At 55.4% G+C, this 15,304-nt stretch carries 12 protein-coding genes; 9 read left to right on the top strand and 3 right to left on the bottom strand.

What is annotated here, in order from left to right:
- Positions 1–788 precede the first annotated feature (788 nt).
- The 3 genes from AC1RDQ_RS15945 (at position 789) to AC1RDQ_RS15935 (ending at position 3,875) form a co-directional block, all read left to right on the top strand.
- Complete coding sequence (locus AC1RDQ_RS15945; RefSeq protein ID WP_492587700.1) at positions 789–1,487, top strand: hypothetical protein; 699 nt, start codon at positions 789–791, stop codon at positions 1,485–1,487.
- A 434-nt stretch (positions 1,488–1,921) separates the two neighbouring features.
- The gene (locus tag AC1RDQ_RS15940; protein ID WP_492587699.1) at positions 1,922–2,251 is read left to right on the top strand and encodes a hypothetical protein; all 330 of its coding nucleotides are present in this window, start codon (positions 1,922–1,924) and stop codon (positions 2,249–2,251) included.
- A gap of 448 nt (positions 2,252–2,699) precedes the next feature.
- On the top strand, positions 2,700–3,875 hold the full coding sequence (locus AC1RDQ_RS15935; RefSeq protein ID WP_492587698.1) for a RelA/SpoT domain-containing protein: 1,176 nt from the start codon (positions 2,700–2,702) through the stop codon (positions 3,873–3,875).
- Between the two features lie 148 nt (positions 3,876–4,023).
- Here AC1RDQ_RS15935 and AC1RDQ_RS15930 read toward each other — a convergent pair whose 3' ends face one another.
- Positions 4,024–4,854, bottom strand: coding sequence for a hypothetical protein (locus AC1RDQ_RS15930; RefSeq protein ID WP_492587697.1), 831 nt, complete (start codon positions 4,852–4,854; stop codon positions 4,024–4,026).
- A gap of 712 nt (positions 4,855–5,566) precedes the next feature.
- Here AC1RDQ_RS15930 and AC1RDQ_RS15925 point away from each other — a divergent pair.
- Positions 5,567–7,042 carry a hypothetical protein gene (locus AC1RDQ_RS15925; RefSeq protein ID WP_492587696.1) on the top strand — a complete coding sequence of 492 codons (1,476 nt, stop codon included), beginning with the start codon at positions 5,567–5,569 and terminating at the stop codon, positions 7,040–7,042.
- Between the two features lie 307 nt (positions 7,043–7,349).
- Here the strand turns inward: AC1RDQ_RS15925 and AC1RDQ_RS15920 are convergent, their stop codons facing one another.
- Both AC1RDQ_RS15920 and AC1RDQ_RS15915 read right to left on the bottom strand, forming a co-directional pair.
- Positions 7,350–7,517, bottom strand: coding sequence for a hypothetical protein (locus AC1RDQ_RS15920; protein WP_492587695.1), 168 nt, complete (start codon positions 7,515–7,517; stop codon positions 7,350–7,352).
- A gap of 17 nt (positions 7,518–7,534) precedes the next feature.
- Positions 7,535–8,239, bottom strand: a complete 705-nt coding sequence (locus AC1RDQ_RS15915) for a zeta toxin family protein (RefSeq protein ID WP_492587807.1) — start codon at positions 8,237–8,239, stop codon at positions 7,535–7,537.
- An 819-nt stretch (positions 8,240–9,058) separates the two neighbouring features.
- Between AC1RDQ_RS15915 and AC1RDQ_RS15910 the strand changes: the two genes are divergently transcribed.
- The 5 genes from AC1RDQ_RS15910 to AC1RDQ_RS15890 all read left to right on the top strand — a co-directional run bounded on the left by AC1RDQ_RS15910 (position 9,059) and on the right by AC1RDQ_RS15890 (position 15,248).
- Complete coding sequence (locus tag AC1RDQ_RS15910; RefSeq protein ID WP_492587694.1) at positions 9,059–9,370, top strand: DUF3077 domain-containing protein; 312 nt, start codon at positions 9,059–9,061, stop codon at positions 9,368–9,370.
- 751 nt (positions 9,371–10,121) lie between these two features.
- A complete protein-coding gene (locus tag AC1RDQ_RS15905; protein WP_492587693.1) occupies positions 10,122–10,598 on the top strand; it encodes a formate dehydrogenase subunit gamma in 477 nt (158 codons plus the stop codon).
- Positions 10,598–12,157: a formate dehydrogenase beta subunit gene (locus AC1RDQ_RS15900; protein WP_492587692.1), complete on the top strand. Its 1,560-nt coding sequence runs from the start codon at positions 10,598–10,600 to the stop codon at positions 12,155–12,157. Before AC1RDQ_RS15905 ends, AC1RDQ_RS15900 begins: the two co-directional genes overlap by 1 nt.
- Entirely contained in the window at positions 12,154–15,030 is a 2,877-nt protein-coding gene (gene fdhF / locus AC1RDQ_RS15895; RefSeq protein WP_154947357.1) for a formate dehydrogenase subunit alpha, read from the top strand. The genes AC1RDQ_RS15900 and fdhF overlap by 4 nt, the downstream gene beginning before the upstream one ends.
- The gene (locus AC1RDQ_RS15890; RefSeq protein WP_057716316.1) at positions 15,027–15,248 is read left to right on the top strand and encodes a formate dehydrogenase subunit delta; all 222 of its coding nucleotides are present in this window, start codon (positions 15,027–15,029) and stop codon (positions 15,246–15,248) included. Before fdhF ends, AC1RDQ_RS15890 begins: the two co-directional genes overlap by 4 nt.
- The last annotated feature ends 56 nt before the right edge of the window (positions 15,249–15,304 follow it).

Here is a 15,304-nt window from a genome sequence, read left to right as displayed (position 1 = left end):
TCTGTTAGCGGACAGGTGCGCAGCTTAGTGAACAGGTGAACCGGGTGAACACACAGTTCACCAGTGCAACTGCACAAGGTGTTGAGAGGTCGCCGGGGACCCTGAGCTTTTCTGAATGGCACGGGGCACAAAACCCGCGCGTTCGTGTTAGCGGCTGGTTTTTTGAGGTTGGTTGACAGGTTGACGAAGTTGACACGGTTGACGAACCCCATGTGTGCGTTATCAGAAACACAAAGGGGCGTCTTTACCAACACGGTAACGATGCCCCTTTTTTCGTCAGGATCCTTTCAATTTCAACGTTGAAATTTCAGTAAGGTGGGATGCCTGTCGCTAACAAAATCCCGCGGGTTTCCGACCCCGTACTTTAGGAAAACACCCAGGGTCCCCAGCAGCATTCGGGGCGAACCGCCTGAGTCATGAAGGGCTTCATGGTGCCTATACGCTTTTCCCTTGGCCGACTGTGGCGCTAGTATGGAAGTCACCATATGGAGAATCATCATGGAAGACATTTCCCTACTCGCATCACTGCTCACACGGTTCAATGACAACCAATTGGGTGGAACAACGGGGCTCCTTTGATGTGGCTAACAATGTCAGAGGTGCACTTGAGACTCTGGATCAGAATATGGGCTTTATCAGCCTAGCGCTCATATCACCGGCGGCAGAGGGTAGGAAATAAGCTCCGAAACCTCGTGGACGCTATCGCTCTAGAGGTTCATGCCATGCGACGTCGCCGCACATGGCCACAAAGCCTGATCTGGGCGCACAGATGAAGGAAGCTATCTATCGTGACTACATGGAACCTGGAGGCGTTAAGGGATGCTGTGGAGAAATTGCACGGCTATGCCCAAAAAGAAGCTATCAACCCCTCTTTGAGTTCGGTTGTTCAGCGCATGAAATTTATGAGCTATTACTACCAAGAGGCGGCACGATTACTAGCGAATGCCACCGGTTCCCATACCGGCTCAGGTGCAATGGCGCGGCTGTTGCTCGGAGACGATGCTGCGAGCGAACAGTTCAAAGATGCACGGTTCCAAGCAACAGCTCACATCTCCTCCTGCGTGCAGAACATGCATTCGGTAGCAGATCTTCTTGCTCACACCGTATATTTCGCTCTCGGCATGAACTTAACCCAGGCGACGCGCCTCAGGTCGCGTGATATAGGAATGGCGAGGGTCATTGAGCTCCTACCAGTTGGACCGATTCACAACCTGCTCAAAACATTGGTGGAACATGATGATTTCCGCTATTTCTCCGCACTCAACAATCACGGCAAACATCGAAGCATTGTGGATACGCCCTATTCCCTAGATCTAGAACAAGAAGGGCAACCTCACGGGCTAGTGTTCGCCAGCTTTGAATATAAAAAGGAGCTTTTTGAGGAACGTTGGGCTATGCATGCTTTAAAGCTGGAATGTGCACGACAATCGCAGCTGATTGTTGAGATCGGGCGGTCACTCAACGCAGCATTGGGTGCAAACGGTTGACGATCCAAGGCGTGAAAAATTGCTCAATCGAATACGCGAGCATCATGACTAGCATGCGGTTTCGTGTATGCCTAACCGAAACACCACTAGCCAACCCCCTACAAAACGGGAGCCATAGCCTCCAGTTCAAACGACGCCTGGTCGAAGGGATTGCATGGTGCCGCATAGACTATTCATACTAGACCAGCACACGTGATCATGTATCCCTACATGTATCCCGAGATAGCAAACCTCTCTGGAGGCCTTGAGTTTACTGAAACACTACAGTCTCCCTCGGGCACCAAAATTAAGAAAGGTCTTGCACAGCAAGGCCTTTTTTTTCGCCTGTAGAAAAGCACCTGACACCCCACCGACCTGTAGGAGCTGGCTTGCCAGCGATTTCTTTGAACTTCACACCCCTCGGTCAGTAAGACACTCATCAAGGATTCCCAACCATGGAATTGCACCTGGAAACCGTCGCCCTCTTCTCCCTCAAACTGGCTTATGAGACGGAAGGTTCAAGCCCGATCTTGCGGGATGATTTGGTGATGGGGGATTACCAGCGGGATGTGTTTGAGCTGTTGGTGCGGCGGGGGGATGTTGAGGGGATTCAGGTGAAGGTGGGTGAGTGTGTGGGCGTGGCGCTGGAGGCTGTTGGGGGTGTGGATAAGCCGTTGGGGCGGGAGTTGCGGAGGTTGGCGGCTGATTTTGCCAGTGTTCAGACGATGGAGCTGATTGATGTCCCGCTCATTGCGCTGAAGGACTATTTAAAAGATATTCAATGAAGAACGCAGGGAGCCTTAAAGCGATAGTGCCCTTTAACCGAACCGACGTTGGTCGCTGCGTCTTAACCGATAAAGAATCTGTCCCTTTTTTCCTCCGTCCCCTCCCTTTTCCACCCCCCTTCCCCCCAGTTTTTTTACCGTCTATTAGCGTTTAGCCAAGTCCGCTTCCGGCCAATTGCTGCCGTTCACCTTGGGCAGCATTCGGCCAAAAGCACCCATTCGGGAGCAACCGCGTCCGACACTAAGCAGTCTGTCAGCAAAGACGGACGTTGATCCCCCAAGCTGCAAACGTGTCAAAAAATCGCAGAGGCGTTCGCCTCACTCATGCTTTGCCATCAATGTGACATTGCGCGCCACCGGTCCAGTCGGCACAATTGAATCTTCAAGGTATATCCGCCAATTACGCAGAGCAACTCGGCGCCCTGTAGTTGCATAACTAGGACTCCATATGATCAGTAATTTGACACCGGAAGATTTTCTTCACCGCAATCGAATCAGTCGAGACACGTGGGAGGCATCTGCTATTGATTGGGAAACGCTGATAGCAATCGGTCAAGATTATGAGCGCCATGGAGCTCAGTTACGGGAATATGCCGGGATGCTCGCAAGGGTAATGCAACAATATGATGGCGTGCATTCTGTTCGTTGGCGCATTAAAGACTGCGAACATATGCTAGAAAAAATTGTTAGAAAGCGGGCAGCAAAATCAGATAAATACCTCGAGATAGACGCGCAAAACTATTACTCAATTATTACCGATCTTATTGGCATTAGAGCCTTGCATCTTTTCAAAAATGAAGCCCTAGAGATCGATGCATCCATACGTGAGAATCAGCAACTAATTGATACAGAACAGCCACTGGTGTATACCAGAAAAGGTGACACCGTCTCCGAAGATGTCTTCCCCAAGGATCGGTTCGAGCATCGTGAGCACCCAGCTGGCTATCGATCAGTGCACTATATTATTAAAGCGCAACCTCAAAAGCGTCAGGTTTTTGCCGAAGTCCAAGTTCGAACAATATTTGAAGAAGGATGGAGTGAAATTGACCATCGGGTACGTTACCCAAATTTCAATGCGGACGAGATGGTTAATGTGTTTCTGGCCATATTTAACAGGTTGGCTGGACAGGCTGACGAAATGGGTAGCTTCGTACAAGCTTTGGCCCAAGCGTCCACCACTACTCAGGCTGAGCTAGCCGCTGCTCATGATGAAAAAAGAAAATCCTTAGAGGCCATGGGCGCGCTAATTTCCGAGTTGGAGCAGAAGACGGAGCAGCACGCTCAGTCACAAGGCGCAGTTCTTAAGCTTAAAGAAGAGCTTTCTCGTATGAGATCGGCAGCGGAAGTTGCGGAGATGAGTACTGGCGTATTTTCCGGAAAATGGATGGAGAATATTCAACGTAATAGCGAGTTTGCTAAAAATCTGGTCAATATAGATCTGGCAGCGCAGGCGAGATCAGTGCTAGCAAATACGATAGAACCTTCTAAGTACCTGCTAGGCTTACAAGGCTTGGATGAGATTAACAAGATGCTTAACATCGCAAATATTGCCTCTTACCCTCAGATTATAGACCAAGCATTGCAAGTATCGAAAACTCCCCGTAAGAAAAAAACAGAAAGTTAGGAAGAGAAGTAAACGAAAAATAAAAAGGTATAGACGGTTTTATATCCTATTAGCCGTAGCATCGCCATTCGCGACTGAATGACCGCTTGGCCGAGAGCTGCCTGCTGTGAAGGGCAGAAAGCGGCCAAAAATGGCCAATGGGGTATTTCTACGATACCAAGGACGATTGAGAGTCGCTTGGAGTTCTAGAGCGTACTTCTTGGCGAACTAGCAGGAATATCCCCGCTTCAAGCTCTGCCAGGCTGCCTGAAATAGAATGATCTACGGAAAACTTGCGCAAGGAACTCAGGAATAGCCGATAGCCTTTGCCGTTCAGGGCAAAACCCAGCCCTTCGCTGAGAACATCGTCCAGAACGGCGTACTTTTCGGGGGCAAGCATGCGTAGATGCTTGCTGGCGAACGAAACACCCAGCCCAAGGATATTGGTACCTCCAAGGATTGCGTCTTCGTCACTGGCGCCAGCAGCCCCTTTTAGCCACTCTCCCAACAGGTTCTCCAGTTTCTCCTTGCCGTTCCGGCGAAGGAGATTTGCCCATACCCGTTGCCCCTGCCCCCAATCGCAAACCTTTTGGCTAAACAGGAGCACATTTATGGGGCTCCCCGCCGAAAGAGCCGCTCCCAGGCTCTCCACATCGCTCGAGGTATCAAACTCCTTGCCTGCCAGCAGAATCGCGCTTTCAAGCGCAAACCTTGAGAACTTGAAACCGCAGAAATCTAAGTCCTCAGAGTCGAATTCATGAGTCTTCAGGTCGAAGTCGTTGACTGTGCGCATTACTCCGTCGAAACACGCAAAAGGCCATGGATGTATCGTCTCAGCGCCAAGTGCATAGGCGTCGCAAGCCGGGCAGACGCTGACCCACTGCGTATTCGAGAATAGTCCGAATTGGTGATTTGCCTTGGTCTCATTGAGTGCTGCTTTGAGCGTGCGACCGTTGATGCGTGAAAGGGGTGATCCGCAGGTGTGTTTCATAGCTGGCATATTGTATTTTTCGTTCTTAGTGGTGAAATCATAAACTGAGTTACGTAATCGTCCAGGCACCCCGGCAGCAGCGTCACTCGCGTCCGGGCCTCACCCTCAATGAATCGCCTCATGATCGTTCACCTCGCTATGAGCTCGCGATCAGAAGATTAGACAATCACTGGCGTTTTCACACAGGCGGGGTCGACTGTTGCCATCCGCCAAAGGCAGAAATGGCCAAAAGCGGTCTCTAGCGCCCAAGCTCAGGCGCTGCCACGTCGAAGGTGTGGGACGTCACACTGGAGGGCCTTGTTGGTGCCGAGCCGTAAACGTTCGCGTTACTCCGTTTGAAGTGCTTTATCAAGTTTCGCCCCCAGATCGCGGCGACATTGATTGTGCACGTGGTATCGCTGCATGACGGTTGCCGTCAAGGCTTCCTCGGAGAACGCCACGTCCATTTGCTCCACCCCCCACTCCTTACTGCCCTTGAGCTGTTGGAGTCCAATGACAGTCTCAATCAAGGCTTGCTCGAACCATGCGTGGACTACATCCGTAGGGTCTTCTCTGCCGGTCGTGGTTACGAAGCGTGCTGGTCAAATCCGATGCAATCCGTGGTCAGGTCGAATGCAAACGAGTGGTCAGATCCGTGCAATTACCCAGCGGGGGAGCTTCGGACTTTCGTGCTTGCTTCAAGCCACTGGTAACATGTGGCAAAAATTGGAAGGAAAGCCAGATGTCGAGATGGATTCATGAATTTGATCAGCTTCCGTTCAAGAGCTCATGGTCAACGCTGTTGGGGGAAGTTGACCCGCTAGATGTTGATGACCAAACAGTGTCGACAACGGTGGAGGAACTGGCGCGACTGAAAAAGGCGCTCGCGTTCGTCGACGGCATTATCGCTAATGCAGATATTGAACTTACCCCAAGATCCGTTTGGCAAAATTGTCATGGCCAAACCGACGCCTGCTTACTACAGGTACGAGCGTACGTCTCAAACCGGAACGCAGCGCACCTCGTTCAGGCAAACGAACACGCCGATAATCTCCTTACGTACGTACGTCCATACATGGTCGCTCCAGAACATGCTTTGAAGGCGTATGGGGACGGTGTTCGGAAATTTTCTGATCAGATCACGCAGTACATAGGTGCCTTCGAAAAGAAAGCCAAACGCGCTCAGATGAACCTAGAAAGTGTTACAACTGAGGCCGTCAGACAACAAAAGGAAATCGAGGCCATCGAGCTGCGTGCAAAGCAGTTCGACGATTACTTGTATGTAGGTGTAGAAGGAAACAAACCAGCAGAGACGTACATCCAAGAGATGGTTTCTCAAGTGGAAGTTAGCCAAAAAGAGGTGGAAGCTCTGTATCAGAAGCTTCTCGACGGACCTGAATCAACATCCGAGAAAATCTCGAGCTTTTCCAAAGAGATTCATCAGCATCTCGACTCACTTGACGAGATGCTGGACTCAGCCACATCAAGAAATAAGGAACTGGAGCGCTTCTACGAACGAATATTTGGTCGTCGGAAGGCTGACGATGACGAAGTTCCAGAGGATGGACTAAAGCAGGAACTCGACGCTCGACTTGAGCAGCTAGGCAGGCACGAAACTGAGCAAAAAACACGTCAGGAAGCGTTATTCCAAAGCATAGAATCGTTATTGCCCGGAGCTACAAGTGCAGGTCTGGCCTCAGCCTATACGACACTCAAGGAGCACTTTAAAACACCTATCATTCGGTACACGCGAGCTTTCTACGCCTCAATGCTGATTTTATTTCTGGGTGGGTTGGCACTAGTAACGGACCATATCGCTCTGGAGCCATTTCGCGTTGAATTCGTAAAAACAGCCGGCTGGGAGGAAATGCTACGCACGCTTCTTACGCGACTCCCGATTGTCCTACCGGTGGTTTGGGTCGCGATATTCTCAGCAACTCGCCGTAGCCAGTATGAACGGCTTCAACAAGAGTACGCCCATAAGGAGGCTTTTGCCTCTTCATATGAAAGCTACAAAAAGCAACTTGAGGCGCTTCAGGTAGACGAGGATGTTTTGCAAAAAGAACTGATTGCAAAAGCCATTGATGCCATTGCCTTCAACGCTTCCAATACGCTGGACGGCAAGCACACGGAAAAGCCGCCTGTCTATCAACTACTCGAAAAAATCAGTATTGAAGACTTAAAGAAAATATTGGACTTGGTAAAAAAACCTACGTGAAAACCAATGAAACGTGCCTCAGGCATGGACTGTCTCCTTGGTGGTCGCATTGTAGGTACGACCGCCGATACCAAGCGGTACTCACACCGTTTTCCTGATTGGCCGTCACCCGCCCAGCGGCGGTCTTCATTGCCTGCCTCGGTAATGTAGCTGCCGCCCAGGTACACGCCAAGCAGGGTATCGGAATCACCAAACGATGATCGGAAATTGATTGCGCTTGCAGCGTTCCGGGCGTATGTGCGGGATGCGGACACGAAAAAAAGCCCGGAACTTAGGCCGGGCTTCTCTTTGATCCTGGGCGGATTTACTAGGCTCGCTTTGCCTCAGCCTGCATCATCACAAGGTTCTGTTGTTTGGTCGCCTCTGTCAGAACCTCGCTGTAGATGCGCTTTTTCTGGTCCGACTTCGCGTTACGAATAAAATCGGCAAATGAGCTTTTAGCGCCCTTGGCTAAGCCTAGCTTAATCGAAATCATGAATGCGCTCCTGATGGTTACCCGAGCTTGGCCTCTAGATCGGCCCGTGTGTGTTGCTCAGGTATATGGTAGTCAATTTTATCGACACCAGCTTTGTAAAGTCGTCCCGAATTGTCGATATGCTTGAGCAGTAGATCCACGTGGACGTCGCCGCCGTACTCTAGCTTAAGTGAGTTCACTACGTCACGCGCTGCGAAATACTGATCGATGAAATGCTCCTTGCGAATCCTTCTTCCCTCAGCCTCCTCACGAGCCTTCACAAAGCCCCAAGCAAGAAAAGGGTTCTGATAGACATACAAGATCTGTACGAATCTGCCTTTTTTCAAGGAGCGCTCGACATTTTTCCTGGCTATATCGATGCTTGAAAATGTTCCGTCGAGCAGGAATGACTGTCTTTGATCGATCGCGAAATCATGGATTTTTTCAACCAAAATCGAAACACCTTTCTGAAAAAGCCAGGAGTTTCCTCCCGAATATTCAGAAAATTCGTTTCGAAGCTCATCCGGATCAATTCTTAGGATTTTCGTATCAGCGAAAAGGTTCACAAGGGCGATTGACGCTTCAGTCTTACCTGCTCCAGGGGAGCCGGCCATGAACACCGATACTGGGGCTTCCTCTGGCGGATAAATGGTTCTGTCCGTCTGACGCTTGGCGATTGCTTTCTTATTTGAGCGAGCGAAGCTGGCCGCTTGCTCCGAAATCTCAAGCTCTGCGGGCGTCATCGCTTGCGTTGCTGGTACTGCACCATTTTCCATAAAAAACCTTCCTGTCGGTTTATGCTGGCTAAAACTACCTCGGCACACGTCGGTTTCATTGGCTATCAGACCTGCAATCTAAGCATTAAGCGCCTTCAGTGCGAATCACTACCTTGCTCGCTCCAGACACCGCTGATGACCCACTCAGTTCTGGAAAATACATCAGAACCTACGCTTTCCCATTTTCTACCGCTCTAGAACGGGATTCTCATGATTTTGCTGCATGCGCGCCACCTAGTGTGCGGAGTCCAATGTAGTGAATCGCCCCTGATTAAATAGACACTCTGGAGCGACCGGTTGAATCCACAGCCGAAAGCGGACGATGAGCGTAGCGGCTGCCACACGCGCAACGAACAAATCGAGGACAGAACACATTTTTCGTCTCAGGTGGTTTGGGATCGAGGCCTTTGAAGGTTGCAGGAAAAGGATCTGGACTATAACCTCCCACCCGTCGCTGCCAATTCAGCGACCGGGTGTGGTAACCCGAGTTATTCAAGGCGCAACAGCGCCCCAATCACGTCATCAGGCGCTTTTTTTGTGCCTGCGGCGTGAGTTATGGCGGCTGTGCGTGGGACGCCCTCGGGCGTGCCGGTTTCCTTGATTCCCGGTTTACCACCCTGCGCACAGCTGTCACCCATTCGTGTGGTAACGAACGTGGCAGCTCCTCATATCAAGGAGTTGGATAATGCGCAGTATCAATCCGTTTGAAATTTGGTTTTTCCCTCTACGCAACTCCCAATCGTGTAAACCCCTCCCCCATTGCCTCTCCATCCTCGGAGGTGGCCAATGACTGAACAACCTGAACTCAAAACCATCGGTCTGACGCCGGCCATCTACTGCGCGGATCAAGCGCTGTTTCATGTCACTCGCGGCGTTCCTCTCGGCGATGCTTTGTCCATCGCCTCTGATTTCCTGTTCCTGGCCAAGACGCTCACTGAAGATGCTGCTTATGCCAGAGACACCGACCGTCACGCCTGGGCGGCGCATTATCTGACTTCGATGAGTAAGGCGTTGGTGGATGATGCGGTGAAGGTGCTTACTCGGGATCGGGATAATGAGCTGGCGTCTAAGCGGACGGGGGCTAAGGCTGAGGGGTAGTGGGCGAAGCGCCAGGATAGTTTTTGGTTTCAAAAGTCAGGCGTGACGCTGTGAGAGCGGGCTTGGTTGCGGTGGCCGGGGTATTCAGCGGGACACGTGGATGCCTTGCGTTTTTCGCGAGCAAGCCCGCTTCCACAGGGGGTTGCGGTGGGCTGGCGGGCATTGTTTGGCCCCAGTGTGTGAGTGGGTTTGTGGTGCAATCTTCAGCATTGAGGGTGGTTGGGCTGGCGCTATCGCGAGCAAGCTCGCTCCCACAGGGGGGTTGTGTGGCGGGTGGTATTTCGGCTTGGCCTTGAGGTTTTTCGGGGCTTTTTGTGTTCGGTTCGGGGGGGATGGCTTTCGGTTTGTAGCGGAATGGATCGGCGGATCTGCTCCGTAAAATTGCCCACGGTTCTGATGCTTCTTCTCACCTGTAATGCTTGCTATACATCAGCCATCGACAAGCCCTCCGGGCATTAGGCCGGTGGGTGAACGCCCCTTTCGGCACTCATCTAGACTAAATGGATAGTCGTAGGCAGAACCGAGCACGTCGCTTTGGTGCAGGTCGATCAACAGCAGCGTGGCAAGCTGCCCTTTATGCCCAGTAGAGGTGCGGCGAAGACCGCGCCGGGCACAACAAGATGCCCGCTCAGGGTGCCCTGGCCAACGGCCTGAAAATGCCACGATACCGTGACGTGGTGTGAGTGCCGCAGCCGACACTTTCGGACGACCGACGACCATCTGGTTTGTCCGTGACCGTGAGGATTGCTGAATGCCTGATGAGATGTTGCACCTGCCTGTGGTCAACAGTCTGCTGGAGCGCCACAAGGGCTCTGCGGGTGCGCTGTTGCCCATTCTTCATGATATTCAGGAACGCATCGGTTACATCCCCGATGTCGCCGTCCCCGAGATTGCTCATGCCCTCAATCTGAGTCAGGCCGAGGTTCGCGGGGTGATCAGTTTTTACCATGATTTCCGTACCGCGCCGCCGGCCAAACATATCCTGCGGCTGTGCCGGGCTGAGTCGTGCAAGAGTCGCGGTGCCGAGCAGTTGGCCGCGCAGTTGCGCGATCGTCTGCAACTGGACGATCACGGCAGCAGCGCCGATGGCAGCATCAGTTTGCGTCCGGTGTATTGCCTTGGTGCCTGCGCCTGTTCGCCTGCTTTGGAGCTGGATGGTCGGGTGCATGCGCGGCTCAGCGCTGAGCGTCTGGATGCCTTGCTCGACGCTTGCCGGGAGGACGCGTGATGCCGACTCTCTATCTGCCCTGTGATTCGCTAGCCCGTGCCGTGGGTGCCGATGAGGTATCCGTGGCCCTGATCACTCAGGCCAAGGAACGCAATCTGCCGCTGGAGCTACAGCGCACCAGTTCGCGCGGCCTGTACTGGCTGGAGCCGCTGCTGGAAGTGGACAGCCCGCAAGGTCGTATCGGCTTCGGCCCATTGACCGCTGCCGATGTGCCGTCTGTGCTCGATGCGCTGCAAGGTGAGCCGTCCAGCCATCCACTGGCCTTGGGTCTGGTGGAAGAATTGTCTTATCTGAAGACTCAACAACGCCTGTTGTTCGCCCGTGCTGGTATTACCCGGCCGCTGTCACTGGAGGATTACCGCGCCCATGGTGGTTTCGAGGGCTTGACCCAGGCCATCGCCCTTGGCGGCGAGCAGACCGCGACGGCGGTGTTCGATTCAGGCCTGCGTGGCCGTGGCGGCGCGGCTTTCCCCGCCGGGATCAAATGGCGCACGGTGCGCGCGACCGAAGCGGCGCAGAAGTACATCGTATGCAACGCCGACGAAGGCGATTCCGGCACCTTCGCCGACCGCATGTTGATGGAAGGCGACCCCTTCCTGCTGATCGAAGGCATGGCCATCGCCGGCATTACCGTCGGTGCCACTTACGGCTACATCTATGTTCGCTCGGAATATCCCGATGCTGTGGCCACGCTGCGTGCGGCGTTGAACATCGCCCGAGATGCCGGTTACCTCGGCGCCAATGTCGGCAGCAGCGGCTTGGCTTTCGATATGGAAGTGCGAGTCGGTGCCGGCGCTTACATCTGCGGTGAAGAAACCGCGTTGCTGGACTCCCTCGAAGGCAAGCGCGGGATCGTTCGTGCCAAGCCGCCAATTCCTGCCTTGAAGGGTCTGTTTGGCCTGCCGACGCTGGTGCACAACGTGCTGACTTTGGCCTCGGTACCGCTGATTCTGGCCAAGGGCGCTCAGTTCTATCGCGATTACGGCATGGGCCGCTCCTTGGGCACCATGCCTTTCCAGTTGGCGGGCAATGTTCGTCATGGCGGTCTGGTGGAACGGGCCTTTGGCCTGACCCTGCGGGAGCTGGTGGAAGACTACGGTGGTGGTACCGCCAGTGGCCGACCGCTGAAGGCCGCACAGGTTGGCGGCCCGCTTGGCGCCTGGGTGCCACCTTCGCAATTCGATACACCGCTGGATTACGAAGCCTTTACGGCCATCGGCGCCATGCTTGGTCACGGTGGTGTGGTGGTGGCTGACGACAGCCTGGACATGGCCCACATGGCGCGCTTCGCGATGCAGTTTTGCGCCGAGGAATCCTGTGGCAAATGCACCCCGTGCCGCATCGGCTCGACCCGTGGCGTTGAGGTGATCGACCGCCTGCTCGCCGCGCCAGACGCGAGCGGTCGCGATGAGCAGGTGATCATCCTCAAGGACCTGTGCGACACCCTGCAATACGGTTCGCTGTGCGCATTGGGTGGCATGGTTTCCTTCCCGGTCGCCAGCGCCCTCAAGCACTTCCCCGCCGACTTCGGCTTGCAGCCCTCGGAGGCCGAGCAATGATCACTCTCTTCGACCCGAAAACCGATATCGATCTGGGTACGCCTGCCCGCGACAGCCAGGTGCAAGTCACCCTGAACATCGACGGCCGCAGCATCAGCGTGCCCGAAGGCACCTCGGTGATGCGCGCCGCCGCGCTGCTGGGCACCACCATTCCCAAACTCTGTGCCACCGACAGCCTGGAAGCCTTCGGCTCCTGCCGCATGTGCCTGGTGGAGATCGACGGCATGCGCGGCTACCCCGCGTCCTGCACCACGCCGGTCACTGAAGGCATGACCGTGCATACCCAGACGCCAAAGCTCGCGACCCTGCGCCGTAACGTCATGGAGTTGTACATCTCCGATCACCCGCTGGACTGCCTGACCTGCTCGGCCAACGGCAACTGCGAGCTGCAAACCGTGGCCGGCCAGGTCGGCCTGCGGGAAGTGCGTTATGGCTATGAAGGCGAGAACCATCTGGAGGACGTGAAAGACACCTCCAACCCCTACTTCGACTACGACCCGAGCAAGTGCATCGTCTGTAACCGTTGCGTGCGTGCCTGCGAAGAAACCCAGGGCACCTTCGCCCTGACCATTACCGGGCGCGGTTTCGAATCCCGCGTGGCTGCCGCCGGTGGCGAGAACTTCCTCGACTCGGAATGCGTGTCCTGCGGCGCCTGCGTGCAGGCCTGCCCTACCGCGACCCTGATGGAAAAAAGCGTGGTCGAACTGGGCCAGCCGGAACGCAGCGTGATCACCACCTGCGCCTATTGCGGGGTGGGCTGCTCGTTCCGCGCCGAGATGAAAGGCGACCAGTTGGTGCGTATGGTTCCGGACAAGAACGGCCAGGCCAACCACGGCCACTCTTGCGTCAAAGGGCGCTTTGCCTGGGGCTACGCCACCCACCCGGATCGCATCACCAAGCCGATGATCCGCAAGCACATCAGCGACCCTTGGCAGGAAGTCAGCTGGGATGAAGCAGTGACTTACGCCGCCAGCGAATTCCGCCGTCTGCAGCAAAAATATGGCCGCGATTCCATCGGTGGCATCACCTCCAGCCGTTGCACCAACGAAGAAACCTATCTGGTGCAGAAACTGGTGCGTGCGGCCTTCGGCAACAACAACGTCGACACCTGTGCGCGGGTCTGCCACTCGCCGACCGGCTATGGCCTGAAACAAACCCTGGGCGAGTCCGCCGGCACCCAGAGTTTCGACTCGGTGATGCAGGCCGACGTGATCCTGGTGATGGGCGCCAACCCCAGCGACGCCCACCCGGTGTTCGCCTCGCAACTCAAGCGCCGCCTGCGTGAAGGCGCGCGGCTGATCGTCATCGATCCGCGACGCATCGATCTGGTGGACACGGTGCACGCCCGCGCCGAATATCACTTGGCGCTGCGCCCCGGCACCAACGTCGCCATGCTCAATGCCTTGGCCCACGTGATCATCACTGAAGGCCTGCAAAACCAGGCCTTTATCGACGCCCGTTGCGAGGGTAGCGATTTCGCGACCTGGAGTGAGTTTGTCAGCCGCGCGGAAAACTCGCCGGAAGCCCTTGGCCCGATCTGCGGTGTACCCGCTGCCGACATCCGTGCCGCTGCGCGCCTGTATGCCACCGGTGGCAACGCGGCGATCTACTACGGTTTGGGCGTCACCGAGCACAGCCAGGGCAGTACTTCCGTGATGGGCATTGCCAACCTGGCCATGGCCACGGGCAACATCGGCCGCGAAGGCGTGGGCGTGAACCCGCTGCGGGGGCAGAACAACGTTCAGGGCTCCTGCGACATGGGCTCCTTCCCCCACGAACTACCTGGCTACCGGCACATCTCCAACGAGGTGGTGCGGGCGCAGTTCGAACAGGCCTGGAACGTCACCCTGCAACCCGACCCGGGCCTGCGCATCCCCAACATGTTCGAGTCGGCCCTGGCCGGCAGTTTCAAGGGCCTGTATTGCCAGGGCGAAGACATCGCCCAGAGCGATCCGAATACCCAGCACGTCACCGCCGCTTTGTCGGCCATGGAGTGCGTGGTGGTGCAGGACATTTTCCTCAACGAAACCGCCAAGTTTGCCCATGTGTTCCTGCCGGGCAGTTCGTTCCTGGAAAAAGACGGCACCTTTACCAACGCCGAGCGGCGTATCTCGCGGGTACGCAAAGTCATGGACCCGCTGGGTGGCAAGGCTGACTGGGAAGGCACGGTGGCCCTGGCCAATGCCTTGGGTTACCCGATGAACTACACGCACCCGTCGCAAATCATGGATGAGATCGCCAGCCTGACGCCGACCTTCACCAACGTCAGCTACGCCGCACTGGATAGCCACGGCAGCCTGCAATGGCCGTGCAACGCCGAAGCACCGGACGGCACGCCGACCATGCACATCGAGGAATTCGTGCGCGGCAAGGGGCGCTTCATGCTCACCGGTTACGTGCCCACCGAGGAAAAGGTCAACAGTCGCTATCCGCTGCTGCTGACCACCGGGCGCATCCTCAGCCAGTACAACGTCGGTGCTCAAACCCGGCGTACCGACAACGTCGCCTGGCATGACGAAGACCGCCTGGAAATCCACCCGACCGACGCCGAAAGCCGTGGTATCAACGAAGGTGACTGGGTCGGTATCGGCAGCCGCGCCGGGCAAACCGTGCTGCGTGCGCGGATCACCGAACGGGTGGCACCGGGTGTGGTGTACACCACCTTCCACTTCCCGGAATCGGGCGCCAACGTGATCACCACCGACAACTCGGACTGGGCCACCAACTGTCCGGAGTACAAGGTCACCGCCGTGGAAGTCAGCCGCGTTTATCACCCTTCTGAGTGGCAAAAACGCTTCCAGGAATTCAGCGATGAACAGCATCGTCTGCTCAAGGACCGGGGCCGTGGCGCCAAAGCGGAGGTACGCCGATGAGCACGAACAACCTGATCAAGATGGCCAACCAGATCGCCCAGTACTTCGCCAGCCAGCCGGACCAGCAACAGGCGGTGCTGAGCGTGCGCAATCATATGCAGATGTACTGGGCGCCCAGCATGCGCAAGGAGTTGCTGGCCTGGCAGACGGAACATCAGGGGGCGGACTTGCACCCGCTGGTGCAGGCGGCGGTGACCGGGGCGGGTTGGGAGGCATAAAACTGTAGGAGCGAGCTTGCTCGCGATGGACTCAAAAACACCGCGCTAATCCTGGA

Source organism: Pseudomonas sp. GW823-FHT02E01, assembly GCF_058797535.1.
Note: the sequence above shows the minus strand (reverse complement) of the source record. Positions and strands in the feature narration are given on the sequence as shown.

What these genes read in the sequence shown, in the direction of transcription:
- AC1RDQ_RS15915 (WP_492587807.1), bottom strand. Translation starts at nt 8,239, where the DNA reads ATGACGCCCGCAGAGCTTGAGATTTCGGAGCAAGCGGCCAGCTTCGCT.
- AC1RDQ_RS15940 (WP_492587699.1), top strand. Translation starts at nt 1,922, where the DNA reads ATGGAATTGCACCTGGAAACCGTCGCCCTCTTCTCCCTCAAACTGGCT.
- AC1RDQ_RS15910 (WP_492587694.1), top strand. Translation starts at nt 9,059, where the DNA reads ATGACTGAACAACCTGAACTCAAAACCATCGGTCTGACGCCGGCCATC.
- AC1RDQ_RS15925 (WP_492587696.1), top strand. Translation starts at nt 5,567, where the DNA reads ATGTCGAGATGGATTCATGAATTTGATCAGCTTCCGTTCAAGAGCTCA.
- AC1RDQ_RS15935 (WP_492587698.1), top strand. Translation starts at nt 2,700, where the DNA reads ATGATCAGTAATTTGACACCGGAAGATTTTCTTCACCGCAATCGAATC.
- AC1RDQ_RS15900 (WP_492587692.1), top strand. Translation starts at nt 10,598, where the DNA reads ATGCCGACTCTCTATCTGCCCTGTGATTCGCTAGCCCGTGCCGTGGGT.
- AC1RDQ_RS15905 (WP_492587693.1), top strand. Translation starts at nt 10,122, where the DNA reads ATGCCTGATGAGATGTTGCACCTGCCTGTGGTCAACAGTCTGCTGGAG.
- fdhF (WP_154947357.1), top strand. Translation starts at nt 12,154, where the DNA reads ATGATCACTCTCTTCGACCCGAAAACCGATATCGATCTGGGTACGCCT.
- AC1RDQ_RS15890 (WP_057716316.1), top strand. Translation starts at nt 15,027, where the DNA reads ATGAGCACGAACAACCTGATCAAGATGGCCAACCAGATCGCCCAGTAC.
- AC1RDQ_RS15930 (WP_492587697.1), bottom strand. Translation starts at nt 4,854, where the DNA reads ATGCCAGCTATGAAACACACCTGCGGATCACCCCTTTCACGCATCAAC.
- AC1RDQ_RS15920 (WP_492587695.1), bottom strand. Translation starts at nt 7,517, where the DNA reads ATGATTTCGATTAAGCTAGGCTTAGCCAAGGGCGCTAAAAGCTCATTT.